Origin of the sequence: Streptosporangium sp. NBC_01469, assembly GCF_036227305.1 — a bacterium.
Classification (GTDB): domain Bacteria; phylum Actinomycetota; class Actinomycetes; order Streptosporangiales; family Streptosporangiaceae; genus Streptosporangium.
The window spans coordinates 785,195-810,849 of the sequence record NZ_CP109465.1 but is presented as its reverse complement, the minus strand read 5'-3'; the positions used below and the strand labels follow the sequence as shown (position 1 = coordinate 810,849).

The window sequence follows — 25,655 nt, the reverse complement described above, 5'->3', positions numbered from 1 at the left end:
CGGATGGCAAGCCGCTTGCGCCATCCTTCGGACCATGCATGACGAGAACCCGGCGTCGGGCCTCCGCTCCCCCTCGCCGGTGGGCTGTCCCGAGTGCTCGGCCCCCATCGCGGGGGCGCACGAGCGCTGCCCGCGCTGCGCGCTACCTCTGAGGGGGCCGGTGGCGGCCGAGCTGTGGCGGCTCGACGGTGCCCTCGCGGGGCTGCGCGCCCGCGAGGCGGAACTTCTCATCCGGCGCGGCCACCTGCTCGGCCTGCTCGGGCAGGAACGGGCCGAACGGGAGCGGGCCGAACGGGAGCCGGCCGGGCAGGAACGGACCGGGCAGGCGCAGGCCGAACGGGAGCGGGCCCGAAAGGAACAGGTCGGGCAGGCGCAGGCCGAACGGGAGCCGGCCGGAAAGGAACGGGCCGGAAAGGAGCGGGCGCACCTGGCCGGTGGCGGACCTGCCGGGCGGCCGGAGGCGGTGTCAGGGCAGGGGAAGGACTTCTCGCCCCGGGCGGTGCAGAACCTGCTGCTCGGCCTCGGCGGGCTGCTGCTGGTCGTCGCGGCCGTGGTGTTCACGGTGGTCAGCTGGGGGAGCATGGGCCTCGGCGGCCGGGCGGCGATCCTGGCCGCCGTCACCGGGCTGACCTTCGCCGTGCCGAGACTCCTGGTGAGGCGCGGGCTCGTCACCACCGCCGAGACCATCGCGATGCTCGGCGCGGCGCTGCTCTTCCTGGACGGCTACGCGGCCCGGCGGACAGGGCTGGCCGGGGCCGACGGCCTGGCCGGACCCCATTACGCCGCCCTGCTGTTCGCCCTGGTCGCGCTCGCCATGGCGGGCTACTCGCGACTCCTCCCGCTGCGCCTGCCGCTGCCCGTCGCGATCGTTCTCGCCCAGTTCCCGCTCCCGCTGCTCGCTTTCGACGAGACGGCGTCGTGGATCACCGCCGCGCTCGCCGCGACGGCCGCCGCCGACGCCGCCTTCCTGGTGTTCCACATGGCGGGCCGGAGTTCCGAGTCCGGCATAGGAGCGGCGGCGCCCGCGGGTTCGGCGAAGGACGGGGCCGAGGTCATGGCCCGAGCCGAGATCGACGTCGAGGGCGTGTCCGGAGACGGGTCGCAGCGGATGACCGATGATCCGGCTCAGCACGGGCGGGGCGGCGTGCCCGAAGAGGCGTCTGGCGTGCCCGGAGACATGTCTGGCGTGCCCGAAGAGGCATCCGGCGTGCCCGAAGATGCGCCCGGCGTGCCCAAGAAGGCGCCTGGCGCGTCCGGAGACGCGCCTGACATGCCCGAAGACACGCCCGGCATGCCCGGGGAGGCGCCTGGCGTGCCCGGGGAGGCGCCCGGCGGGCGCGGGCCGCTGACGACGGTCGCGGTCTGTTTTGGCGTGGTGTGGGGGCTGGGGGTGTGCCACGGGCTTCTGGAATCGCTCCTGAAGACGCTGAATCCGTTCTCCGGCGGCGATCCGGCGATCGTCTCGCTCTGGGAGGCCCTGCTGCTGGTCACGCTGGCCGTGATCGGGCTCGCGGTCGCGCGGGGGGTGCGGAACACGGACCGCCTCCGGGTCGTCACCGCGGTTTCGGTGCTCGTGCTGACGGCGGGACTGGCGGCCCCCGCCTGGCCGCTGATACCGCCCGCCTGGTGGGTCGTGCCGTACACGGTGGCGGCGCTGCTCACCGTGGCGGTCATGCTGTACGCGCCCGGCCTGGACGAGCCGCGGGTCCGTTCGGCCGGTGCCGTCTCCGCCGGGGTGCTGGCGGTGGCCACCGCACTACCTTTCACGAACGATGTGATCTTCACGCTGTTCGCCCCGTTCAACCGGCTCGGCGATGTGTGGTCGGGATCTCCGGGCTTCGCCGATGCCGGGCTGATCGCGCCGTTCCCGCAGTTCCCGGTCGTGTCGGGGCTGCTGGCCGTCGCCTCGGCACTGGCGGCCGCGCGGGGGCGGGCCGCCATGGGGTTCGCCGCGCTCGCCACCGGGACGCTCGCGACGGCCGTCGCCCCCGTCGCCTTCGGCTGGGGTCACCGGGTGGACCTCGTGGTCCTGCCGGCGCTGGCCGTCGTCCTCGTGGCCGGTATGACCCTGGCCGGGCGGTCGCGGTGGGCGAGGGCCTTCGCGATCGCCGCCGGTGCGGTGTCCGCGGTGGCGACGGCCACCGCGCTCGCCGAGCGGTCCGGCACGTACGTGACGCTCGGCGTCCTGCTCGTCGCCTGGGGCGCGGCGGCGTTCGCGGCCCGGGTACGTGGGGCGGCGGCGTTCTCGCTGGTCGCCGGTGTGCTGTCGGCGACCGGCCTGATGTGGGCCGTCTCCGCCGGGACCCGGTGGCTTCCCGCGGGTGACGGCCTGTCCCTGTCCCTGGCCGCCGGTGCGGTGCTCGCGGCGCTCCTCGCTTCGCGCGAAGGCTCGACGGCCAGGCCTTCCTTGCCCGAGGGCACGCCGGGGGAGAACGGTGATCTCCGGAGGTCCGCCGGGCTGGTGCTGAGTGCCGTGCTGGCGGCGTGCGCGGTCGTCTCCGCGCACGCCGCCACCACCGCGATCCTCGGTTTCCATCGCCCCCTCGTACGGCCGTGGACGGCTGTGGCAGGCCCGGCAGGCGGCCATCCGCCGCTCGTGGCGGTGGTCGTCCTCGTCGCAGCGGCGGCGGTGCTGGTCTCCTGGCAGGTCGCGCGGCGCCGGGGCGCGACCAGGGCGGTGCTGCTCGCCTGGCCCGCGATACTGGTGGCACTGCCGGTGTCGGTCGCCCTGCCGTACGGGGTGGAGCTGGGGTTGTTCGTCGCCGGTATCGTCCCCACGGCGTGGATGGCGGCGCGGAGCCGCGCGAACGCGGTCTTCGGCGGGGTGGCGGCGCTGTGGACCGCCTTCGTCGCCATCTCCTGGGCCCTCATGAGCGAGCCCGCGACCCTGGTCGTCCTTCCCGCCGTGGCGGTGATCGCCGTGGCGGTCGTGCTGGGTGACCGGGCGAGGGCCGGGACGAGGGCGGAAGCGAGGGCGGCGACGCCGGTCGCGTTCGGGGACCGGGCGGTGGCATCGGTCGCGGCCGGGCTGGCGACACTGCTGGCGGGCGGGGAGGCGCTGGCGGCCGGGTTGGCGCTGGACTGGCCGGTACGGCACGCGGCGTTCGGCCCGCTCGCCGTGGCCTGCGCGGCGGCGGTCGTGGCGGGCAGGTTCAGGAAGACGGCGTTCGCGGTCGGTGTGGAGGCGGCGGGGTACGTCCTCGTGGGAGCGGGCCTGCCGCTCGCCTCGGCCGACCTGCCACTGGCGAGCCTGGCCTGCGCCGTGGCGGGCGTGCTGATGGCCGGCACGGCGCTGCGGCCCGATCGCCGGTGGGCCGGATACGCCGGAACGGGCCTCCTGCTGCCGGCCTCCTGGCTACGGCTGCTCGCCTCCGACATCAGCGTGATCGAGGCGTACGCGGTTCCGTTCTCGCTGGTGCTGCTGGGGTTCGGCTGGTGGCGGGCGCGCGGAGGGAAGATGTCGTCCTGGGGCGCCTACGGTCCCGGGCTCGTCTCCAGCCTGGTACCCAGCGTGCTCGCGCTGCTCGCCGGCTCGGGCTGGCTCCGGCCGCTGCTGCTCGGCGTGGTCTCGCTCGCCGTGCTGCTGGCCGGTGCCCGGTTCCGGCTCCAGGCCCCGGCGGTCCTCGGCGGGCTGACCGTGGCCGTCGTCGCCCTGCACGAACTGGCGCCGTGGATCGCGGAGGTGGTCGTGCTGGTGCCCCGATGGGTGCCGATGGCGCTGGGCGGGTTGCTGCTCGTGGTCGTCGGCGCGACCTACGAGGCGCGCCTGCGGGACGTGCGACGCCTGCGGGGCGCGGTCGGACGGATGCGCTGACCGCGCCCTGGGCTCGGGTCCGGACGCGCCCGTCGCGGGCTCACGGGGACCGGGGAGAGCGACCGTTCCGAGCTTCGGGGGCCCGGAGACCCGGATGCGCCAGGTCGCTCGGGGCTCAGCCGGAGGACTGCGTGTTGCGGCGGGCGGCGTGGTCGAGAGAGGTCGCCACGTCGGGGTCGACGGGGAACCAGGCGGAGAGGCCGGTCATCTGCAGGAGGCGTTTGAGGACGTCCGATATCCCGGCAAGGCGCAGCCATCCGCCCGCCTCCGAGGTGACCCGCGCGCCACTCAGAAGTATCCGCAGCCCGGTGGAGTCGCAGAAGGTGATGCCTTCGGCGTCGATGACGATCCGCGGGCGGTAGTCGGAGACCAGCTGTTCGATGGTCTCCCTGAGCTGTCCGCTGGAATTACGGTCGATGTCACCCGCAACAGTGATCACGGTGCAGTCCGCGTGCCCGTGGTGATCGACGTCGATGGAGAGTTCTCTGCTCATCGCCTCGTATCTCCACCCGGTGACGCGGTCGGTTTCGGCCGCCATCCGGCCTGATCAAGGTATACCCCTCCGTGCCACCGGGGTGGGCGACGGGCGGGAGACATGTGCGTAACGGCTGTGGGAGCCCACCGGCCGCCATCCGCCCCGGGAGCCGGTGCGGGGCCTGATCTCATACCGAAAATGAATGACCGCATCACGATTTACTGCCCCGACATATTCACGTATTCCTTGACCGGCCTGGACTTGTTTCCCGCATTGGCAATGACGGTTAAGAACCAGGCCGGTTATCCCTTCTCTTGTGGTGAGGATTGCCGCTAACTTTCGAGCATGCGCGTTCTGATAACCGGAGCATCAGGTTTCGTCGGCTCGCATGCGGTCGCCGCGCTCCTCGCCGACGGGCATGAGCCGCGTCTTCTCATACGCGATCCGGAGAAAACGCGCGAGGTGCTCGCCGCCGTCGGGGTGACGGAAGAGGTTCCCCTGCACAGGGCCGATATCCGCGACGCGGCGGCCGTGCGGGACGGGCTCGAACAGTGCGACGCGGTCATTCACGCCGCCGCGGAAATCGGGGTCATCGGCCGGGCAGGAGACCTGGACGGTACGAATGTGACCGGGGCGAAGAACGTCCTCGGGCAGGCCGTCGAACTCGGTCTCGACCCGATCGTGCACATTTCCACCATTAGTGTCTTCGTGCCCCCGGCCGGGCCGGTGATCACGACCGAGAGTCCGCTCTCCACGCCGAGGAACGAGTACGGCAGGAGCAAGATCTCCGCCGAACGCTACGCCAGGAGGCTCCAGGACCAGGGGATGCCGATCACGATCGTCTACCCGGCCGGGGTCACCGGGCCGTACCAGCCCTCGCTGGACGCGATGGTGGAGGGCCTGCGCGCCGGGCTGGAACAGGGCTGGCCGATCACCGCGGGCGGCGCCAACATCGTCGACGTACGGGATCTGGCCGTGGTGCTCGCCCGCTGCCTCGAACCGGGGCGGGGGCCGCGCCGGTTCATGCTGGGCGGGCACTACCTCACCTGGGCGCAGCTCGCCGACGTCTGCGACGAGGTGACGGGGAACCGCTGCCGGAGGTTCAGGATCCACCGGTCGGTGCTGCGCGGCGCGGCGGCCGTGGGCGACGTGATGAAGCTGATCAAGGAGATCGACTACCCGCTGACCAGGGACGCCGTCGAGATGATGGTCACGATGGTCCGCACGTACGACACCCCGACCCTGGAGGCGCTCGGCGTGGGCCTGCGGCCGGTCCAGGAGACCGTCGCCGACTCGCTGCGCTGGCTGGCCCAGGAAGGACATCTCACCACCGACAAGGTCGGGAGGCTGGCGGGTAGTGTCACGCGGTGACGCGCCTCCTGTCCTGACGGAGGCGACCACCCCGTAGGGAAGGTCCCACGGGGAAAGGGAGGAGCCGGCGATGAAGGTCGGGATCGTCGGCGCGGGAATCGTCGGGCTGGCCGTGGCCAGGGAGACGGCGCTGACCTACGGGGCCACCGTGACCGTCCTCGACAAGGAGGACCGCGTCGGAGCCCACCAGACCGGGCACAACAGCGGTGTCGTCCACGCGGGGATCTACTACCGTCCCGGTTCGCTCAAGGCCAGGCTCTGCAGGGAGGGCGTGGCGCTGCTCAGGCAGTACTGCGCCGAGCACCGCATCCCGTACGACGAGGTCGGCAAGCTCGTCGTCGCCTCCACCGGGCCGGAGCGGCCCGAGCTGCGGAGGATCGCCGAGCGGGCCCGCGCGAACGGGGTTCCCGGCATCGCCGAGCTCGACGCGCTGGCCCTGCGCGAGATCGAGCCGCACGCCGTCGGCGTGGGCGCCGTCCACTCCCCGCACACCGCGATCGTCGACTTCCCCGCCGTCGCCCGGCGCCTGGCCCTGGACGTGGAGGAGAGCGGCGGATCGGTGCTGCTGTCCCACCCGGTGCGCGCCGTACGGGAGACCGCGAGCGGGGTGAGCGTCACGGCGGGGGAGCGGACGCTGGACTTCGACCGGGTGATCGTCTGCGCCGGGCTCGGCACCGACACCGTCGCGCGGATGGCGGGGATCCCCGGCGACGTACGGATCGTCCCCTTCCGCGGCGAGTACTACGCGCTGGCCGGGGAGGCGAAGAACCTGGTCCGCGGGCTCGTCTACCCGGTTCCCGACCCCCGCTACCCGTTCCTCGGCGTGCACCTGACCCGCAGGATCGACGGCGAGGTGCTGGTCGGCCCCAACGCGGTCATGGCGCTGGCGCTGGAGGGCTACTCCTGGCGGGACGTCGACCTCGCCGACCTGGGCCGGATCCTGGCCTGGCGGGGCACCCGGCGGCTGGCGGCCAGGCACTGGCGGACCGGGATCAGGGAGGTGGCCGGTTCGATGGGTAAAGGATCCTTCCTGCGGGCCGCGCGCCGCTACGTCCCTGCCCTGACCGGCGCCGACCTGGTCAAAACCGCCGGAGGCGTGCGCGCACAGGCTGTGGACGGGCGGGGCGGCATGCTGGACGACTTCGCGATCGACGTGCACGGCCGCGTCGCCCTCGTGCGCAACGCCCCCTCACCGGCCGCCACGTCAAGTTTGGCGATTGCCAGGCATATTGTGGGGTTAGCCTCTGTGTTGACCAGTTAACTGCTTTCTCATGTGGGCCGGTGAAAATAGACCAGTGACCGACTCACCCGAAGCCCGTCTGCTGATCGTCGAGGACGAGCCCAACATTCTCGAGCTTCTGGCCGCGAGCCTGAGGTTCGCCGGGTTCGGCGTCAACACGGCGGGCAACGGCACGGACGCCGTCGCCGCCGTCCAGCGGCACCGGCCCGACCTCATCGTGCTCGACGTGATGCTCCCCGACATGGACGGCTTCGACGTCGTACGGCGCCTGCGCGGCGGCGGCAGTGACACGCCGGTGGTCTTCCTCACCGCGCGTGACGCCACCGAGGACAAGATCCGGGGGCTGACCGCGGGCGGGGACGACTACGTGACCAAGCCGTTCAGCCTGGAGGAGGTCGTGGCCCGCATCCGGGCCGTGCTGCGCCGTACCGGCTCCGGCGACCTCGTCCCCAGGCCGCCCCGGCTCACCTTCGCCGACGTCGAGCTCGACGAGGAGAGCCACGAGGTGTGGCGCGGGGGCAAGGCGGTGGCGCTGTCGCCGACGGAGTTCAAGCTGCTGCGCTACTTCATGGCGAACGCGGGGCGGGTGCTGTCCAAGGCCCAGATCCTCGACCACGTGTGGGACTACGACTTCAGGGGCGACGTCGGGATCGTGGAGTCCTACGTCTCCGTGCTACGCCGCAAGATCGACAATGTCGAGCCGAGACTGATCCACACCCTGCGCGGTGTCGGATACGTGCTGCGCTTACCACCGGCCCCCTGATGCTCAACGCGACCCCCCTGCGGGTGAAGCTGATCGGCGTCATCCTGGTCCTGCTCACGATCGCGCTCGCCCTCATCGGCATCGGCAGCGTCTCGATCATGCGCGGTTACCTGATCGACCGCGTCGACAGCCAGATCGACATGACCGTCGACTCCGCGCTGCGCCGCATGAACAACCGGAACTCCGTCGCGCTGATGGGCAAGACGATGCCGTCCGACGCCAGGCTGGAGCTCCGCGGCAAGAACGGCAGGACCCTCGTCCTGCTCAGCGGCATCGACGTGGAGGGCAAACCGGGGCCGAACATGCCCCCCGGCCAGGGCGCCCACCCGTTCGAGAACGGTGACTGGCGGGTCCGGGTGACCTCACTGGACACCGGCGGAAGCCTCATCGTGGCCGTGGACATGGGTGAGGTACGGCAGATCGTCGGCCAGCTCGCGCTGGTGGAGCTGCTCGGCGGGAGCGGCCTGGTGCTGATGCTCGCCGGGGTCGGGGTGGTGATCATCCGCAGGAGCCTGCGCCCGCTGGAGGAGATCGAGCGCACCGCCGAGGCCATCGCCGCCGGAGACCTGGGCCGCCGCGTCCCCGACGCCGACCCGCGCACCGAGGTGGGCCGCCTCGGCCGGTCGCTGAACGGCATGCTCGCCCAGATCGAGACGGCTTTCCGCGCCCGTTCCGAGTCGGAGTCCTCGGCCCGCAGCTCGGAGGAGCGCATGCGCAGGTTCGTCGCGGACGCCTCGCACGAGCTGCGCACCCCACTGACCTCCATCCGGGGCTTCGCCGAGTTCTACCGGCAGGCGCCCGGCATCGACGCCACGCCGCTGATGCGCCGGGTCGAGTCCGAGGCGGTCAGGATGGGCCTGCTCGTCGACGACCTGCTGATGCTGGCCCGGCTCGACCAGCAGCGGCCGATGGTCATGCGCCCGGTCGACCTGCTCGCCATCGCCGCCGACGCCGTCCACGACGCCCGCATCCTCGCCCCGGACCGCGATGTCACGCTCTCGGTGGACGGCTCCGCGCTCATCGTCTCCGGCGACGAGGTACGGCTCCGCCAGGTCGTGGGCAACCTCATGACCAACGCGCTCACCCACACCCCCGAGCGCACCCCCGTACGGGTGATCCTCTCCGGCGATGGCGACATGGCCGTCATCGAGGTCGCCGACGAGGGGCCCGGCCTCACCCCCGAGCAGCGCGAGCGCGTCTTCGAGCGGTTCTACCGCGCGGACTCCGCCCGGGGGAGGCGCGCTCCCGAGGACGGCGGGAGCGGTCTCGGCCTGGCCATCGTGGCCGCGATGGTCGAGGCCCACGGCGGCCGTGTCGCGGTGGAGTCGGAACCGGGCAAGGGCTCGACGTTCCGGGTGATCCTCCCCCTCGCCTCAGAATCCGACTGAACCTCGCCTCCCCGCCCGGCCGCCTCGCTCCCGGAGCGGACCGAGCTCCGGAGTGGGCCGAGCTCGTTCCTGGAGTCGACCGACTCTTGTCTCCAGATCCGATCGAGTCCCACTAAATCCGGTTAATTCGACTGGTTCGATCGGTCGCCGTCCGGTTCAGGGGGCGCCGGTTCCCGGGTCCGGCCAGCTGCTGTCGGGGAACTCCCCTCCGGCCGCGCCGGGCAGTACCACCCGGTCGCTCTCGGACAGCCCGGAGGTGATCTCGACGTACCGGTCGCCGCGGACCCCCGTCTCCACGACCCGCTCGACGCCGCCCTGCACGGTGACCCTGGAGACCCCGTCCCTGGTCCGTACGGCCTGCGCCGGGACGTAGAGCGTCTCCGCGGACTCGGCGACGGTCACGGTGACCGAGGCGGTCTGGCCCACCAGGAGGTCCGCCGGGGGCTCGTCGAACGCGATCGTGACGCCGTACCTCACCAGCCGGTCGCTCGTGGTCGCGGTGGGAGCGATCGCCGTCACGGCGCCCGTGTACTTCTCCCCCTGCCGCGTGGCCAGGGTGATCGCCGCCGGCTGTCCCGGCTTCAGGCTGCCGATGTCCGACTCGGTGAACAGCGCCTCCACCTGGAGTTCGTCCAGGTCCCCGAGGGTGAGGAAGGCGCCGGTGCCCGCGCTGTCGCCGACCGCCCCGGCCACGGACATGACGGTGCCGTCGGCGGGGGCGACGATCCGCACGCCCGCGAGTTCCTCCGTGGCATCGGTCAGCTCCGCCTGAGCCTGCTTCACCCGGGCCTCGGCCTGCTCCACGGTGAGCGCCCCCCGCCCGGCCCCGCCGTTCTGCTGAGGAACCTGCTGAGGACCCTGCTGGGTGTTCTGTCCGGTGTTCCTGCTCGGGGACGTGCCCCGGTCCGTTCCCGTTCCTGTTCCCGTGCTCGCGCTCGGCTTCGGGGTGGGGCATCCGGTGGCGGTGGGCCTGGCGGTGGCGGTCGGTACGGCCGTGCCGGTGGGGCGGGTGGGGCTCGCCGTCGGCCCGGGGTGTTCATCGGGGCCGGTCGACGGACCCGAGGACGGGCCCGTGGGGCCGGTGGTCGCGGGCGGCCCGTCCGGCCTCGCGGTCACGGTGACCGTGGCGGTGGCCGTCACGGTCACCGTCGGGGCGGACGTCACGGTGACCGTGACCGTCGGCGCGGGCCGGGGAGAGCCGCCACCCGGCCCCGCCGTCGCGGTCGGCGTCGGTGTCGCGGTCGGTATGGTCGCGGGCGTCGCGGTCTTGACGAACGCGGGCGCCGAGGCCGAGGACCGCGCCGGTGTGGACGCGGAGTTTCTTACCGGAACGGGGGTAGGGGTGGGTGCCGTCGTGAAGCTGTACCCGGCGGGCACGATCCCGCCCGCGGGGACGACCTGTATCGTCCGTGCCGATCCGGTCGGCGTGGGTGCCGGGGACGGCGAGAGTGTGCGCGCGGGCCCCGGCGCCCCGGTCGGGGTGGAGGTGGCGCCCGCTCCCGGAGGCCGCGTCGCCGTGGGCTCGCAGCCGTTCTGCCCGGCGGAACCCGACCGGTCGGATCCCGTCTGACCTCCTGACCGGTCCGCCGTCCGCTCCCCGCCCTGGCCCCCGGTCTGCTGCCTGGCCTCGGTCGTGCCCGTGCTCTCCGGCGTGCTTCCCGCCGTGTCCAGTGCCTCTTCGGCCGCCGCGAGCTGCGCCTTCGCGGCGGCGTAGCGCTCGCGTGCGGGCTCGGAGCCGATCCTGGCGAGCACGTCCCCCTTGTCGACCCTGTCCCCGGCCTTGACGTAGACCTTCGTGACCGTCCCCGATCCGCCGAAGGCCAGGTCGCGGGTGCCGTCGTCCACGGTGCTGCCCGCGGCCGACACCGCGGCGGTCACCGTCCCGCGCTTGGCGGACGCCAGTTCCACTCGGGGGGCCTGGTCGGAGCCGCCGTCGAACGCGACGATCGCCCCCGCGCCCACCAGAACGAGGGCGGCCAGGGCGAGCCCTCCCGTGCGCAGGTTCTTCGGGAGATGGGTCGGTCTCATGGCGGCCATCCTGGACCGCCTGATTCACAGCATGCTCACAGGTCCCTGAAGGTTTGCTGTGCATCGAGGACGGTACGACACGGTCTGCAGGAAACCTTCAGCCTTCGCCGGGGTGGGCCCAAGCCTGATGCGCCAGGGTCAGGCGCTGTGAAGCTGTCGACCAAGCGCGGAGCGCTGATCGTGAACGGGACCCTGGGGGTCCTGTTGCTGGGCGGAGTGGTGATCGCCTACTCCTCCCTCGGCGGCGAGGCCTCATCCGCCAACGCCGCCAACGCCGCGGTGCGGACCGTGCCGGTGACCCGGGCCACGGTCTCCGCCTCCGTCTCCGCCTCGGGGACCGTGGCCAGTGCCCGCGCGCGGTCGCTGGCCTTCGGATCGAACGGCACCGTCGAGAAGATCTACGTCAAGGTCGGGGAGAAGGTCACGGCGGGGCAGATCCTCGCCCGGCTGGACGACGACTCGGCGCAGGAGAGCCTGGACGCGGCCGCCGCCGCCCTCGACACCGCGGACGACGACACCTCGACCGCCGCGACCTATGCCCAGTACGTCACGGCCAGGAACACCTACCGGTCCGCGAAACGCGCGGTGGACGGCACCGTCATCAAGGCGCCGTTCGCCGGTACGGTCACCGCCGTCAACGGCACGGTCGGCGGCTCCTCGGGTGCCGCCTCCAAGACCGCGACCAACGCGAACAACTCGGCGGGCTCCGGGAACGCCGCGAACTCGAACGGCGCGGCGAACGCCTCGGGTGGGTTCATCGACCTCGCCGACGCCCGCAGGCTCGAACTCGTCGGTACCTTCACCGAGACCGACGTCACCAGGCTCAAGGTCGGCCAGACGGCCTCCATCGGGTTCGACGCGCTCACCGGGGTCACCGCCTCCGGGAAGGTCACCCAGATCCAGCCGACCGCCACCACCAGCAACAACGTGGTCCAGTACCCGGTGACGATCTCCTTCACCGAGGTGCCGAAGGAGGTCAGGCTCGGCCAGACGGCCACGGTCGGCGTCGTCGTCCAGCGCGCCGAGAACGTGCTCGCCGTCTCCTCCACGGTGATCTCCACGGCGGGCGGGCGGAGCACGGTGACCGTACTGCGGGACGGCCGCCAGCTGCCCGTCCAGGTGGAGGCCGGGATCAAGGGCGACGCGCTCACCGAGATCAGATCCGGGCTCACCGAGGGCGACCAGGTGGTCCGCCCGGTGCCCACGGAGACCACCCAGCAAGGCGGCTTCCCCGGCCTCGGAGGCGGCGGCGGTGGCGGCGGTGGCGGTCGCAACGGCGGGGGCGGCAACGGCGGTATCCGCCCCGCCGGGGGAGGGAACGGCCGATGACCGTCCCCGTCCTGTCCCTCACGGACATCATCAAGGTGTACGGCAGGGGGGACGCCGAGGTCCGGGCGCTGCGCGGGGTGTCGCTCAGCGTCGACCGGGGCGACTACGTCGCCATCATGGGCGCCTCGGGCTCCGGCAAGTCCACACTCATGAACATCCTGGGCTGCCTGGACGTGCCCACCTCCGGTGACTACCGCATCGACGGCACCGACGTCGGCTCGCTGGACGAGCGCAGGCTCGCCGTACTCCGCAACCGGAAGATCGGGTTCGTCTTCCAGTCGTTCAACCTCATTCCCCGGATGAGCGCGCTCGCCAACGTCGAGCTGCCCATGGCGTACGGCGGGGTCGGCGCCGCCGACCGCCGGGCCCGCGCCCTGGCGGCCCTGGAGCAGGTCGGCCTGTCCGACCGGGTCCGCCACGAGCCGAACGAGCTCTCCGGCGGCCAGCAGCAGCGGGTGGCCGTGGCCAGGGCGCTGGTCACCGCGCCCGCCCTGCTGCTCGCCGACGAGCCGACCGGCAACCTCGACACCGCCTCCACCGGGGACGTGCTGGGCATCCTCGACGGGCTGAGCGTCGCGGGCAGGACGATCGTGATCATCACCCACGAGGACGACGTGGCCGCCCACGCCAAACGGGTCATCCGCCTGGTGGACGGCCGGATCGTCGAGGACCGCCGCCAGGCCCCCGTCGGAGGCCTCCCGCCCCGCATGGCGGAGGCTCCCGCCGGCCTCCCACTTCGCACGCCGGAGGCTCCCACTGACGGCCTCTCGCCCCACATGCCGGAGGTCAGCGCGTGAGCCGGCTCGAGATCCTGAGGTTCGCGCTCCGCGGGCTGGCCGCCAACAAGCTGCGCAGCTTCCTGACCACCCTCGGCATCCTCATCGGGGTGGCGGCCGTGATCCTGCTGGTCGCCTTCGGTGAGGGGGCCTCGCAGAGCATCCAGCAGTCCATCCAGCGGCTCGGCGCCAACACCCTCACCGTCTCGGCGTCCTTCGCCGGAGGCGGGGGCGGGGGCGGGGGCGGCGGTTTCGTAGGAGGTGGCGGCGGTGGTGGCGGGGGCCGGGCGGCCGGGGGCCAGAACGAGGGCCCGCGTACCCAGGCCAGGCAGCTCACCCTGGAGGACGCCAAGGCGCTGACCGACAGGGAGCTGGTCCCTTCGGTGCGGAGCGTGTCGCCCGTGGTGACCGCGAACGCGGCCACCGCCGTCCACGAGGGCGCCAGTCACACCATCGCGCAGCTCGTGGGCACCTACCCCAGTTACTTCGAGGCCACGAACAAGCCCGTCGACAGCGGCACCTACTTCGTCAACGACGACGTGCTCGCCGCGAGGAAGGTCATGGTCATCGGGCGGACCGTGGCCGAGGAGCTGTTCGGCACGGCCGATCCGGTCGGCAGGCCGGTCAGCGTCTCCGGGGTGCCGTTCACGGTGATCGGGGTGCTCAAGGAGTCGGGCTCGTCGGGCATGCAGGACGCCGACGACGTGGCCGTCGTGCCGCTGCCCGCCGTGCAGCAGAGCCTGACCGGGTTCGGCGCGCTCGGCTCGATCATCGTGCAGGCGACCGGCGCCGACACGACCGACTCCGCGCAGGACGAGGTGACCGCCGTGCTCAACCAGCGGCACGGCATCACCCCGACGGGCGTCGCGGACTACCGGATCCTGAACCAGGCGACCCTGCAGGAGACCGTCAGCTCGACCGTCGGGATCTTCACCGCCCTGCTCGGCGCGGTCGCCGCCATCTCCCTGCTGGTCGGCGGCATCGGCATCACCAACATCATGCTGGTCACCGTCACCGAACGGACCAGGGAGATCGGCATCAGGAAGGCCATCGGCGCGCCCAGGGGCGCCATTCTCGGCCAGTTCCTGCTGGAGGCGACGGTGTTGAGCCTGGTGGGCGGCCTGTCGGGCGTCGCGATCGCGTTCGCCGGCACCCGCTTCACGATCGCCGGGATCTCACCGGTGCTCGTACCGTCCTCGATCGCGCTGGCCCTCGGCGTCTCCGTGGGCATCGGGCTGTTCTTCGGCGGCTACCCGGCCAACCGGGCCGCCAGGCTCCGGCCCATCGAGGCCCTGCGTCACGAGTGACCCGTACGGCTTACGCGGCATAGGCAAGGAGAGAGACATGGGCGGCAACGCCGACGAGACGGTTCCGGCGGGGAGAACTCTGGAGAGCTCCCCGTTCCGGGGGGACCTGGACAGCGAGCTGGCGGCCCGGCCGCCGCGCCGCCTGTCGAGGCTCACCCTCGTGCTGGGCGCCGGGGTGATGCTCGTGGCGGGGGTGATCGTGGGCATCCAGGCGCAGAAGGCGATGGGCGGCCCGTCAGGTGTCCCCGCGGCGGCCATACGGCAGGCCGGCGCGGGTGCCGGCGGTTTCGGCGGTGGCCAGCAGGGCGGCCAGGGCCGTCAAGGAGGTCAGCGGGGTCAGGGCGACCAGGAAGCCGGTCAGGGCGGTGGCGGCCGGGGCGGGATGACCGCCGGCACGGTGCAGCGGGTCGAGGGCGGCAAGGTCTACGTCCAGACGGCGGACGGCTCGGTCGTGACCGTGAACACCACGGACGAGACATCCGTACGCGTCGCGAAGGAGGGCAAGGTCAGCGACCTCAAGCCCGGCGGCGCGGTGGTCGTGCGGGGCGCCACGGCCGATGACGGCTCGGTGACCGCGACCGTCATCAACGAGGGCGCCGGGCGCCGGTAAGCCGGCAAGCGGGGGCCGTCCCTGGGAGCGGTGGCGGGCGGCGCGGCGGGCCGTTTCCGAAGAGCGGTGGTGAACCGGCTGCCGGGAGCGGTGACGGCCGGTGCGGCGGGCCGTTTCCCGGGAGCGGTGCTGAGAGGGTTCTCAGGAAACGTTCAGCCCTGGCTGAGCTGTGTTCCAGCGAGGTGGGCGAGCCTCGGGGTGTGCTGGACAGAGTGGAAGCCCGATTGCTGGTCGTGGACGACGAACCGAATATCAGGGAGTTGCTCTCGGCCAGCCTGCGCCTGTCCGGGTTCGAGGTGGTGACCGCGGTGGACGGCCGGGAGGCCGTGCACTTCGCCGAGCGCATCCGCCCCGACCTGGTCGTCCTGGACGTGATGCTGCCCGACATGGATGGCTTCGCCGTGGCCGGACGGCTGCGGGAGATGAGCGGGCAGATGCCCGTGCTTTTCCTGACCGCGCGGGACGGCACCGACGACAAGGTGGCCGGGCTGCGGCTGGCCGACGACTACGTGACCAAGCCCTTCAGCCTGGAGGAGGTCCTCGCCCGCATCCGGGCCGTGCTCCGCCGTACCAGGGGAGACCTCGACCTGCCGGTACGCCTACAGGTCGGTGACCTGGAGCTGGACGAGGAGGCGCACCAGGTCTGGCGCTCCGGCGTCCCGGTGCGGCTGTCGCCGACCGAGTTCAAGCTCCTGCACTACTTCATGGTCAACACCGGCAGGGTGCTGTCCAAGGCGCAGATCCTCGACCACGTCTGGAACTACGACTTCGGCGGTGACGCCGGGGTCGTCGAGTCCTACGTCTCGTATCTGCGCCGGAAGGTCGACACGGCCGAGCCCCGGCTCATCCACACCCTCCGTGGAGTGGGCTATGTGCTGCGACCACCCCACAGTGATTGAACTTTCAGCTGATATTCAGCTTCAGCTGACCCGTTTCTGAGCTTTGTGTGTTCCAATAGACACTGCACGACCCCCGATCACCTCGGAAGCATCCGATGGGCTCGGGCTCGCCTCCAGCTGCGGGGGAGACGAGCTCACAGTGGCCCCCGGATGAGGTCCGAGGGCTGGGCCCCACCGCTTTACCGAGTTCGCCCCCGTAACCCGGTCGAGCGGTGGGGCCAAACGCGTCTACAGAGGCGCCTGTAGGGCAGGATCGACCGTATGGGTGACAACGACGGTCTTCTGGAGACGCTGCGGGAGCTGCGGCGGCACCTCGACCGCGAGCTGTTCCCCCTCGCGATCGGCGACGTGGCGGCCGACCGCCGGGCACTGCGCGAGCTGACCGGCCAGCTCGACGACTACCTGATCCCCCGCCTGAGCGCGATCGACGCTCCGCTGCTCGCCGTCGTCGGCGGCTCCACCGGGGCGGGAAAGTCCACGCTGGTGAACTCCCTGGTCGCCGAGGACGTCTCCGAGCCGGGCGTGCTGCGGCCCACGACGATGGCCCCCACCCTGGTCACCAGCCCCGTCGACCGCGAGTGGTTCACCGCCCAGCACGTCCTGCCCGGCCTGCCGCGCGTCACCGGGAGCGGCAGGGGCGAGCCCGGCACGCTCCGGGTCGTCACCGCCGCGGCCGTCCCGCCCGGCCTGGCCCTGCTCGACGCCCCCGACATCGACTCCATCGTCACCGCCAACCGCGAGCTGGCCGCCCAGCTCCTCGCCGCCGCCGACCTGTGGCTTTTCACCACCACCGCCGCCCGGTACGCGGACGAGGTCCCCTGGAGCTTCCTGCGCTCGGCCAGGGAGCGGAGCACGGCCCTGGCCGTCGTCCTCTCCAGGGTCCCTCCCGAGGCCATGGGCGTGGTGCGCAAGGACCTGAACCGGCTGCTGGAGGCGAACGGCCTGGGCGGGACGCACCTGTTCGAGGTGCCCGAGCTGGTGCTGCCCGACGAGAACGCCCGCCTGCCGCGCCAGGCGGTCCAGCCGATCGCCGACTGGCTCATCGCCATCGCCGCCGACTCCCGTTCCCGCGCCGAGGTGGTGCGCCAGACCCTGTCCGGCGCGCTGGAGAGCCTCTCCACCCGCGTACCCGCGCTCGCCGCGGCGGTCGACCGCCAGCACACCGGGGCCGAGGAGCTACGCTCGATGGCGGACGCCGCCTACGCCGTGGGCCTCGCCTCCTTCGACGAGGGCATGCGGGACGGGTCGCTGCTGCGCGGCGAGGTCCTGGCCCGCTGGCAGGACTTCATCGGGACCGGCGACCTGATGCGCTCCCTGGAGAGCCGGGTCGGCAGGTTCAGGGACCGGGTCGTGGCCTTCGTCACCGGGCGGCCCGCGCCCGAGAGCGAGCTGCGGACCGCGCTGGAGAGCGGGGTGGAGGCGCTGATCAGGGCCTCGGCCGACAGCGCCGCCGAGCGCCTGCTGGAGTCGTGGTCCTCCCACCCCTCGGGGCGCGCCCTCCTCGAACGCGAGGGGGTCGCCGTCGCCGGGCGCCTCGGCCGCGCCTCCGCCGACCTGCCCGCCAGGGCCGAGGAGGCCGTCAGGGGCTGGCAGTCGTACGTGCTCGACCTGGTCCGCGAGGAGGGGGCGGACAAGCGCACCACCGCCCGCGTCACCTCGTTCGGCCTCAACGGGGCCGGGCTGCTGCTGATGATCGCGGTGTTCGCCTCGACCGGCGGCCTGACCGGCATCGAGGTCGGCATCGCCGGAGGCACCAGCGTGCTCAGCCAGAAGGTCCTGGAGGCCGTCTTCGGCGACCAGGCCGTCCGCGACCTCACCGTCAAGGCCCGCTCCGACCTGCGTGCCCGCGTGGCGATCCTCCTCGGCGGGGACGCCGACCGCTTCACCGACCTGCTGGACGCCGTACAGCCCCCCGAGGGCACCGCACCCGCCCTCCGCGCCACCGCCGACGCCGTACGCGAGCACCTGCGCGAGCTCCCCGTCGCGGACCGCCGGGCCGCCCTCCCGGCGGGTTCCGTCCCGATGGCGGTGGAGGAGTCCCGGAGACCGCCCGACGGCCTTCCACACGCGACCGGTGCGCCCGACGGCGTCCCGCGCGCCACCGGCGCGGGAGAGGCGGGCCAGGCGTGAAGCTGCTGCGACGAGAGAAGACGGTCTCGCTGGACGACCGGCTGGCGGCGCTGGCGCGTGCCGCCGACCTGGCCGACGGGAGGCTGGACGCCGAGGCGGTCGCCGCCGCGCGTTCGGTGATCTCCCGCGCCGGGGTACGGGCGAGCCTGTCGGTCGACCACACCGCGGTCGCGCTGGCGGGAGCCACGGGTAGCGGCAAGTCCTCGCTGTTCAACCTGCTGTCGGGCACCTCGCTCGCCACGGTCGGCGTCACCCGCCCGACCACCTCGACCGCCCAGGCCGCCCTCTGGGAGGGCACCGGGGCGGGGCCGCTGCTCGACTGGCTGGAGATCCCCCGCCGCCACGAGCTCCTCGACGCCTCCGGCCAGGCTGCTCAGGGCCCGTGGCACGGGAACGGCGAGGAGCCCCGGCCCGGCATCGGGCGGTCGGCCGGAGCGAGCGGGTCCGGGACGAACGAGAGGGCCGACGGGACGGCGGGTGTCCCCTTTGCCTCCGGCGGTCCGGCGTCCGTGGCCGCCGTCCGGCCGTCAGACGCCTCCGGTCAGCCCTCCGGTGTCTCCGGGCAGGCGTCTGATGTCTCCGTTCAGCCGTCCGGTGTGTCCGGGCAGCCGTCCGGTGTGTCCGGGCAGGTGCCAGGGATGGATGGGGAGGCCGCCGGGCTGGTTCTGCTGGACCTGCCCGACCACGACTCGATCGAGCCGTCGCACCGGCTGGAGGTCGACAGGCTCGTCGAGCTGGTCGACCTGCTGGTGTGGGTGCTCGACCCGCAGAAGTACGCCGACGCGGCCGTCCACGACCGCTACCTCCGGCCGCTGGCCCGGCACCGGGGGGTCATGGTCGTCGTCCTCAACCAGATCGACCGGCTCTCCCCGGCCGCCGCCGAGCGGTGCCTGAAGGACCTCCGGCGGCTCCTCGACGAGGACGGCCTGACCGGTGTCCCGGTGGTCGGGGTGTCCACCCGTACCGGCGCGGGCGTTCCCGAGCTGCGCTCGCTGCTCACCTCCCGGGTCGCCGACCGGCGGTCCTGGTCCGCCCGCCTCGCCGCCGACGCGGGCATGGCCGCCGACGCGCTCCTCCAGGCGTCCGGTATCGCCCCCGGCGAGACCCCTCCCGACGTCGCGAGCAGGCCGGACGGCCTGGCGAGGCCGCTGAGGGAAGCGCTGTCGCAGGCCGCCGGGGTGCCGGTCGTCGTCGAGGCCGTGGCCAAGTCCCACCGGCACCGCTCGATCGCCGCCACCGGATGGCCGCCCACCCGATGGATCCGCCGCCTGCGGCCCGATCCGCTCCGCCGCCTTCGCCTGGACGCCGGGAGCCGGTCCGCCGGGAAGTCGGGGGCGTCAGGGGAGCCGTCGGAGCCGGGCGGCGTCGTCGGAAGGACGTCCATCCCCGTCGCGACCGTCGTCCAGCGTTCCCGGATGGACACCGCGATCCGCGAGGCCGCCGGGGCCGCCGCTTCGGGGCTTCCCGCGCCGTGGGCCGCCGCCGTGCGGCAGGCGGCGAGGTCACACGGGGACGAGCTTGAGGACGGCCTGGACAAGGCGGTGGCCACCACCTCGCTGGGGGTCTCCAGACGGCCCCTGTGGTGGCGGGTGGCCGGGCTGGCGCAGTGGCTGGTGCTCGCGACGATGCTCGCCGGAGGGATCTGGCTGCTCGCCCTGGTCGCCCTGGACTATCTCCGGCTTCCGCAGCTCTACATGCCGACCGTGGGAGAGCTGCCCTGGCCCACCACGCTGCTGATCGGGGGCGTCCTGCTCGGCCTGCTGATCGCGCTGCTCTCCCGGGTGGCCGCCTGGCTCGGCGGACGGCGCCGGGCCCGCAGGGCGGCGAAGGCGCTGCGATCGAGCGTCGACAAGGTCGGCCGCGAGCTGGTGCTGGATCCCGTGGCGGAGGAGCTGACCCGGTATCAGCACTTCACCGAGGCGGTCGCGGTGGCCGGAGACGGCGCCCGCAGATAGTCCGAACCGTGCTGAACGGGTGGGTCCCGGCGAGAGCGGGACGCTCGTGGTGACCGGGCATCGGGCTCGCGGGTGCGACGGGCGGCTTCGGGCGGGCTTGGGAACGGGCCGTCGCTGAGGATGCCGAGGATGCCGGCTGGGATCGAGCGCCTCCCGTGCGTAGGGGGACGGATCCTGAGGAGGGAATCGGTATCCGTCTCTCAGGAGGCGCTCATCCGCGTCCGCCTCGCGGTCGCGCGGAGCCGGTCGGGGCCGGTCGGCGCGTCACATGGGGGAGCGCGTCAGGAGGTGAGATTCACGTAGTAGCTCGAATAGCCGTTCATGTCGACCAGTCGGGTGCCGACGAGCCTGGCGGAGGTGCTGCCGATGTTGATGCAGGAGTCGAAGGCGTTCTGATAGACGTATATCGGGCCGTAGGGGCCGGTCCAGACGGCTCCGTTGGCCGCTTCGGCGTAGTAGGCGGCGTAGCGGTTGCTGGTGTTGAGGACGAACGCCTCACCGCCGGGATCGATGGGCCACCAGCCCCGGGTGCCCCACTGGCCGTAGTCGCGGCAGCCGTCGGGGCTGTAGAACATGATCGCGACCCACACCTTGGAGGTGTAGCGGTTGCGGAAGTGCAGCTGCATGATCTACTCCTCCGGCTCCGTGAATCGCAGGGCGAGGGGTCTGTCGTCGATCGGCTCGTCGGCCAGGGGAGGCAGGTGGTCGTCGGTCTTCGCGACGACGGCGGCGCGGTCGGCCGCCCCCGGTCGCTCGCTCGTCTCGCCCGTGTCGGCCGACGTCGCGCCCGCGAACGCCACCCGGGGATCGGGGGGGCGTTCGGTGCCGTTGTCCGGCATGTGGTTCACCTACATTCGTCGAGTTCGTAGAGTGATTGATTGACAACATACAGTCACCTCCAAGGCCGTGTAAAGAATCGTTTTCATTTCCAGGTGCGTGGAGCGGGCGGTGGGACGGTCTCGACGAGACGGTGGGCTCCGGGCGGAAGATCGTCTCATTCACTCCGGTCAGGGTGAGTCTGAGCGGGAACGACTGCCTGTTTGGTTCGGGCCCGTCGCCCCCGAGCAGGACGACGTCGCCGAACGCACTGAGGAGATCTTGCGTGAGGGGCACGGTCGCGAGGCGTGATCGTCGTTGACACCGGCCCCATCGTTGCCGCCTACGACGGCATGGTTCAGCGTCGGTCGCGGAAGGTGCGGCGCAGGTCGTCGACCCAGCGGTCGGGGATCTCCCAGGGGATGAAGTGGCCGCCGTCGTCGTGGGCGGTGAGGTTGACGTGGTTGTACCACTCGGCGCGGCCGCTGGAGAGCCAGTTGTCGATCCGCTGCTCGGTGGTGGTGACGCCGGGCGGGTTCTCGTGGCCGACGAAGGTGATGCCGGTGGGGGCCTCGACGACCGGCTGACGGTCGTGGGAGGGGGTCCAGGGATAGCGGTTGGCGTTGGCGTAGTAGCGCATCGAGGTGCCGATGGTGTTGTTCACCCAGAAGATCATGGCGTGGGTGAGGAGGTCGTCCTTGGAGAAGACGTTCTCCACGTCGCCCTGATTGTCGCTCCAGGTGGCCCAGCGCTCCAGGATCCAGGCGAGCAGGCCGACGGGTGAGTCGGTGAGCCCGTAGGCGAGGGTGCTGGGATCGAGGACGTGGGCGGCCAGGTGGACGGCGAAGCGTCGCTCCAGGGAGACGATCCGCCGGCGCACGGACTCGGGCAGGCCCTCGGGGATCGGTTGGCCGCCGCTGAAGTCCCAGGCCCGGTCGCCGTTGAAGAAGGTGAGCTTCTGGCCGGAGCCGATGTGGATGGCGTGCAGTTCGTCGGCGTACTTGTGGCCGAGCTGGCCGGTGACGAGGGCGCCGATGTCGCATCCGGCGGCGGCGTATTTCCGATGGCCGAGAGTGTCGGTCATCAGGGTGTGCCAGAGGTCGGCGACCTTCCAGAAGTTCATGTCGGGGTGATCCGGCAGCGGCGAGGAGAAGCCGAAGCCGGGGAGGGAGGGGACGATGACGTCGAACGCGTCGGCCGGATCGCCGCCGAAGGCGGCGGGGTCGGCGAGAGGGGCGATCACCTTGGACCAGTGCCAGAAGGTCCACGGCCAGCCGTGCGTGAGGATGAGCGGCGTGGGGTTGGGGCCGACGCCGGGTTTGCGCATGAAGTGGACCGGAACGCCCTGGACGCTCACCCGATAGTGCTCGTAGGCGTTGATCGCGGCCTCGGCCTTGCGCCAGTCGTAGTGGTCGAGCCAGTATTCGGCGAGTTCCTGGAGGTAGTCGCGGCTGACGCCGTAGTACCAGTCGTGGTTGCCCACGTCGTCGGGCCACCTCGTGAGCCGCAGCCGCGCCCTGAGATCGTCCAGCATGGTGTCAGGGACGTGAATGGGCGTGGGTTCCAGCGGGAAGCGCGTCGTGGCTGCCATGGGGTTCCTTCCGGGATATGCGGGATATGAGGGGCGGCCGCGCTGCGGATCAGCGCTCGGCGTCCATGAGCGCGGCCATCCGTGCCAGCGCGGGCAGGGCGCCGCCGATGGCGTGGCGTTCCTCGGGGGTGAGGGCTTCGATCAGCCGTGAGAGCCGGCGGATGCGTTCCTGGTAGCGGGTCTGGACGATCCGCGCACCGGCCGGGGTCACCTGGACGAGCACCGCGCGGCGGTCTTCGGGGTCCGGGCGGCGCTCCACCAGTCCGTCGCGCTCCAACCGGCTGACGAGCTGGGTGATGGCGGGCTGGGTGATCTGCTCGGTCACCTTCAGCGCGGTCAGTCGCATGGGGCCTTTGTGGGCCAGCGTGTGCAGGACCGACAGCGTGGTGAAGCTGTGCTTCTCGGTTCTGGGGAGCCGGATGAAGTTCCGGTTGAACTCCTCCAGCACGCCGGCGAAATCCTCGGCGTCGAGATCTTGCCGTCTTTCCGGTGCCATGACCCGAATGTATCACTGATTTATTTAAGTTGCTTATGCAATCTGCGCCCGCCGGGCGCCGGGGATGGTCGCGGTGTCGACTCGTGGTTCATGGGCAAGAACGAGATCGAGCCCCGCGAGGGCGGCAAGGCGTCCATGGCGATGCCCGGCTTCACCGGTGAGTCCACGGTCACCGCCTGGGAGCCGCCGCACCGGTTCGGCTACCGCTCGGCGCCCGACGAGGAGGGCGCGTTCATGGCGTTCGAATACCTCGTCGAGGGCCGTGACGGCGGCGGCACCGTGCTGCGGTTCGTGCACAGCGGCATCCTGACCGGCGACTGGGAGGCGGAGTACGACGCGCTGCGCAAGGGCAACCCGCTCTACCTGCAGACCCTCGCGCGCTACCTGGAGCACTTCCCGGGCCGCACCGCCGTGCCGGTCGCCGCGTTCGGCCCGCAGCAGCCCGACCAGGAGCTGGTCTGGGCCGGTCTCACCCGCGCCGTGGGCCTGTCCGAGCAGGTCAAGGAGGGGGACAAGGTGCACTTCACGGTCGAGGGCCAGACCGTCGACGGCGTGGTCGACACGGTGCTGGCCCCCGGCTTCCTGGGGGTGCGGACCGATGACGCGCTGCTGCGGTTCGTCGGGGGCGGCGGCGTCATCATGACCGGCCACCACATCTTCACCGACGTCGACCAGGCCGACGCCGAGCGGACCTGGGGCGCGTGGCTCGCGTCCGTCTACGCCTGAACCGCTCGACCTCCGCCGCCGTCCAGGCAAGGGTCCTCGAAGAGGCGTCCGCCTGAGCCACCGTCCGCCGCCCTTCCGTCGAAGGACGGTGGGCGGTGGGCGTACACATGGTCGGCGAAGGTATGGAAGCCCGGCCGCCGGACATCGGCGCCCCCGGGGCTGAGCTGGAATGGCCGCCGGTTCTTCATCACCGAGCAGGACGACATCGCCGGTGTCCCGAAGCTAGGCGAGGTCGCCGTTTTTCACACTGTTGAGGAGGGCGGCCCATTGGTAGGGAGTGAGGATGAGGGCGGGGCCGTTGCGGTCCTTGCTGTCGCGGATGCCTCGGTGTCCGCCGGACAGGTTCGCGACCTCGACGCAGTCGCTTCCGTCGCTTCCCGACAGGGTGGACTTGCGCCACTGGGCGTTGCCGAGTTCCTGGGTCAGGTCGTCCATCTCCGCGCCATCTCCTTGATCATGCCGAGCGACTCGTGCCGGGACAGAGCATCCGCCCGGATCACGTCATGCTTGAATGCTAGCCCTTTCACCTCCTCGGGCCGATCGGTTACTCGATCCTCCGTGCTCTGGGAGTCGATGTAGGCCACGGGGGCCGCGCTTCTCGGCATCTCCGCGACGACGAAACCGCCCAGCAGGCCAACCGCACTGCACGCCTTGTAAGGAATTATCTGGAGAGAGACGCGCAGATTTTCCCCCACCTCAAGAAGGTGCTCGAACTGGCCCTTCATCACTTCTGGACTGGCGATGGGCCGGTGGAGAACGCCCTCGTCCAGGACGATCCAGAGCATCGTGGGCGTCAACCGCTTCAGAATGTTCTGCCGGTCCATTCTGGCCGCGACCCGTTCTTCGACCTGCTCGACGGTGACGTCGGGCTCGCGGCTCAGGATGGCTCGCGCATAGTCCTCGGTCTGGAGCAGGCCATGAACTAGCAGCGGTCCCCATATGCGCAGCGCCTCCGCCTCGCGTTCGAACTCCAGCCAGGGGCGGAACCAAAGGGGAAGCTGGGTCGCGGCGCGGTTCAGGCGGTCGAGCAGGGCTGTGAGCGCCGACCCCGTGTTGAGGAGGTGGTCCGCCCCGCGTGCCAGCTCCAGGGTCGGTGCCCGGTGGCCGTTCTCGATCATGCTCAGGTGGCTGATCGAGATGTGGAGCGGGATGCAGAGCTTTTGCTGAGTAAATCCCGCCAAAAGTCGGAATTTGCGTAGCTCTGTACCGAACTGAATGCGCGGAGACTCGTATGGATCCGGTTCTGAGGGGGCGTGCATTTCCGGGCTCCTCTCGTCGTGTTCGGCCCATTGTCCTGGGTGTTCGTACGGTCGCGCGAGAGGGTTCCCGCGATTGTGAACACATCGCGAACACGATTCTCCGTTCCGGTTTCCCGGCCGTTTGCGACCGTGTGAGAGCCACGTCAAAGACACGGCGGTGCCTCGGCCAATGGCCCGAGCGAGACGGAGAACCGGTCGAATTCGACCGGGGGAGGCGAGCCAATGACCCCGGAGACCTTTAGCGAGATATGTCTGCCCGGCAATCCCGAATCCGCCTCACGGGCGCGTGACGAAGTCCGTAAATGGCTCGGGGAGGATCATCCCGCCTACGAGAACGCGCGGCTGGCCGTGTCGGAGCTGGTGACCAACGCGGTCCGGCACGCCAGGCACGGGGTCGCGGGGCCGGGCGCCGACCCGCTGGTCCTGCGGCTGGTGACGTACGGCGACCTGCTGCGCATCGAGGTCGCGGACGCGGGCCTGACCGCCGAAAACCCGCGCGTCCGCCCGGACCCTGCCTTCTTCCTGGCGGAGGGCGGCCGGGGCCTGGCGATCGTCAGCGCGCTGTCGGGAGGGAGCTGGGGCCACCGTTCCCGAGAACGGGGGCCGGGCCGGATCGTGTGGTGCGAACTCCCCGCGAATCCGCCCCGCTATGACGAATCCGGCGACGGGACCGCTTAGTACG

22 protein-coding genes are annotated in these 25,655 nt (G+C 71.7%); 14 read left to right on the top strand and 8 right to left on the bottom strand.

The features are described from left to right. Positions 1-34 precede the first annotated feature (34 nt). The gene (locus OG587_RS03680; RefSeq protein ID WP_329086833.1) at positions 35-3,814 is read left to right on the top strand and encodes an SCO7613 C-terminal domain-containing membrane protein; all 3,780 of its coding nucleotides are present in this window, start codon (positions 35-37) and stop codon (positions 3,812-3,814) included. Between the two features lie 115 nt (positions 3,815-3,929). Here OG587_RS03680 and OG587_RS03675 read toward each other — a convergent pair whose 3' ends face one another. Next, entirely contained in the window at positions 3,930-4,307 is a 378-nt protein-coding gene (locus OG587_RS03675) for an STAS domain-containing protein (RefSeq protein WP_329086831.1), read from the bottom strand. Positions 4,308-4,634: 327 nt separating this feature from the next. Here OG587_RS03675 and OG587_RS03670 point away from each other — a divergent pair, with 327 nt between their 5' ends. From OG587_RS03670 to OG587_RS03655, 4 genes are all read left to right on the top strand, one after another. Continuing rightward, positions 4,635-5,660, top strand: a complete 1,026-nt coding sequence (locus OG587_RS03670) for an NAD-dependent epimerase/dehydratase family protein (protein WP_329086829.1) — start codon at positions 4,635-4,637, stop codon at positions 5,658-5,660. 70 nt (positions 5,661-5,730) lie between these two features. Further along, positions 5,731-6,921, top strand: a complete 1,191-nt coding sequence (gene lhgO / locus OG587_RS03665) for an L-2-hydroxyglutarate oxidase (protein ID WP_329086827.1) — start codon at positions 5,731-5,733, stop codon at positions 6,919-6,921. 34 nt (positions 6,922-6,955) lie between these two features. After that, positions 6,956-7,663, top strand: coding sequence for a response regulator transcription factor (locus OG587_RS03660; protein ID WP_329086826.1), 708 nt, complete (start codon positions 6,956-6,958; stop codon positions 7,661-7,663). Further along, positions 7,663-9,051 carry a HAMP domain-containing sensor histidine kinase gene (locus OG587_RS03655; RefSeq protein WP_329086825.1) on the top strand — a complete coding sequence of 463 codons (1,389 nt, stop codon included), beginning with the start codon at positions 7,663-7,665 and terminating at the stop codon, positions 9,049-9,051. Before OG587_RS03660 ends, OG587_RS03655 begins: the two co-directional genes overlap by 1 nt. Before the next feature lie 156 nt (positions 9,052-9,207). Here the strand turns inward: OG587_RS03655 and OG587_RS03650 are convergent, their stop codons facing one another. Beyond that, the gene (locus tag OG587_RS03650) at positions 9,208-11,079 is read right to left on the bottom strand and encodes an efflux RND transporter periplasmic adaptor subunit (RefSeq protein ID WP_329086823.1); all 1,872 of its coding nucleotides are present in this window, start codon (positions 11,077-11,079) and stop codon (positions 9,208-9,210) included. A 147-nt stretch (positions 11,080-11,226) separates the two neighbouring features. Between OG587_RS03650 and OG587_RS03645 the strand changes: the two genes are divergently transcribed. The 7 genes from OG587_RS03645 to OG587_RS03615 all read left to right on the top strand — a co-directional run bounded on the left by OG587_RS03645 (position 11,227) and on the right by OG587_RS03615 (position 20,085). Continuing rightward, positions 11,227-12,408 (top strand): efflux RND transporter periplasmic adaptor subunit, encoded by a 1,182-nt coding sequence (locus OG587_RS03645; protein ID WP_329086821.1) that lies wholly within the window; start codon positions 11,227-11,229, stop codon positions 12,406-12,408. Beyond that, positions 12,405-13,205, top strand: a complete 801-nt coding sequence (locus OG587_RS03640) for an ABC transporter ATP-binding protein (RefSeq protein WP_329086819.1) — start codon at positions 12,405-12,407, stop codon at positions 13,203-13,205. Before OG587_RS03645 ends, OG587_RS03640 begins: the two co-directional genes overlap by 4 nt. Further along, complete coding sequence (locus tag OG587_RS03635) at positions 13,202-14,491, top strand: ABC transporter permease (RefSeq protein ID WP_329086818.1); 1,290 nt, start codon at positions 13,202-13,204, stop codon at positions 14,489-14,491. The genes OG587_RS03640 and OG587_RS03635 overlap by 4 nt, the downstream gene beginning before the upstream one ends. A gap of 37 nt (positions 14,492-14,528) precedes the next feature. After that, positions 14,529-15,101: a hypothetical protein gene (locus OG587_RS03630; RefSeq protein WP_329086816.1), complete on the top strand. Its 573-nt coding sequence runs from the start codon at positions 14,529-14,531 to the stop codon at positions 15,099-15,101. A 200-nt stretch (positions 15,102-15,301) separates the two neighbouring features. Next, complete coding sequence (locus OG587_RS03625) at positions 15,302-16,000, top strand: response regulator transcription factor (protein WP_329086815.1); 699 nt, start codon at positions 15,302-15,304, stop codon at positions 15,998-16,000. Between the two features lie 261 nt (positions 16,001-16,261). Then, positions 16,262-18,130 carry an ABC transporter gene (locus OG587_RS03620; protein ID WP_329086813.1) on the top strand — a complete coding sequence of 623 codons (1,869 nt, stop codon included), beginning with the start codon at positions 16,262-16,264 and terminating at the stop codon, positions 18,128-18,130. Further along, on the top strand, positions 18,127-20,085 hold the full coding sequence (locus OG587_RS03615) for a GTPase family protein (protein ID WP_329086811.1): 1,959 nt from the start codon (positions 18,127-18,129) through the stop codon (positions 20,083-20,085). The genes OG587_RS03620 and OG587_RS03615 overlap by 4 nt, the downstream gene beginning before the upstream one ends. Positions 20,086-20,366: 281 nt before the next feature. Here OG587_RS03615 and OG587_RS03610 read toward each other — a convergent pair whose 3' ends face one another. The 4 genes from OG587_RS03610 to OG587_RS03595 all read right to left on the bottom strand — a co-directional run bounded on the left by OG587_RS03610 (position 20,367) and on the right by OG587_RS03595 (position 22,988). Beyond that, positions 20,367-20,711, bottom strand: a complete 345-nt coding sequence (locus OG587_RS03610; RefSeq protein WP_329086809.1) for a DUF1036 domain-containing protein — start codon at positions 20,709-20,711, stop codon at positions 20,367-20,369. A 3-nt stretch (positions 20,712-20,714) separates the two neighbouring features. Beyond that, positions 20,715-20,924: a hypothetical protein gene (locus OG587_RS03605; RefSeq protein ID WP_329086807.1), complete on the bottom strand. Its 210-nt coding sequence runs from the start codon at positions 20,922-20,924 to the stop codon at positions 20,715-20,717. A gap of 335 nt (positions 20,925-21,259) precedes the next feature. After that, complete coding sequence (locus OG587_RS03600; RefSeq protein WP_329086805.1) at positions 21,260-22,492, bottom strand: epoxide hydrolase family protein; 1,233 nt, start codon at positions 22,490-22,492, stop codon at positions 21,260-21,262. A 49-nt stretch (positions 22,493-22,541) separates the two neighbouring features. Further along, a complete protein-coding gene (locus OG587_RS03595; RefSeq protein ID WP_329086804.1) occupies positions 22,542-22,988 on the bottom strand; it encodes a MarR family winged helix-turn-helix transcriptional regulator in 447 nt (148 codons plus the stop codon). Here OG587_RS03595 and OG587_RS03590 point away from each other — a divergent pair. Beyond that, positions 22,887-23,714, top strand: a complete 828-nt coding sequence (locus OG587_RS03590) for an SRPBCC family protein (protein WP_443075431.1) — start codon at positions 22,887-22,889, stop codon at positions 23,712-23,714. The genes OG587_RS03595 and OG587_RS03590 overlap by 102 nt on opposite strands. Before the next feature lie 222 nt (positions 23,715-23,936). Here the strand turns inward: OG587_RS03590 and OG587_RS03585 are convergent, their stop codons facing one another. Continuing rightward, positions 23,937-24,149 carry a DUF397 domain-containing protein gene (locus OG587_RS03585; RefSeq protein WP_329086799.1) on the bottom strand — a complete coding sequence of 71 codons (213 nt, stop codon included), beginning with the start codon at positions 24,147-24,149 and terminating at the stop codon, positions 23,937-23,939. Next, positions 24,137-24,973, bottom strand: a complete 837-nt coding sequence (locus OG587_RS03580; protein ID WP_329086797.1) for a helix-turn-helix domain-containing protein — start codon at positions 24,971-24,973, stop codon at positions 24,137-24,139. Before OG587_RS03580 ends, OG587_RS03585 begins: the two co-directional genes overlap by 13 nt. A 222-nt stretch (positions 24,974-25,195) precedes the next feature. Here OG587_RS03580 and OG587_RS03575 point away from each other — a divergent pair, with 222 nt between their 5' ends. Then, on the top strand, positions 25,196-25,651 hold the full coding sequence (locus tag OG587_RS03575; RefSeq protein ID WP_329086796.1) for an ATP-binding protein: 456 nt from the start codon (positions 25,196-25,198) through the stop codon (positions 25,649-25,651). Positions 25,652-25,655: the final 4 nt, after the last annotated feature.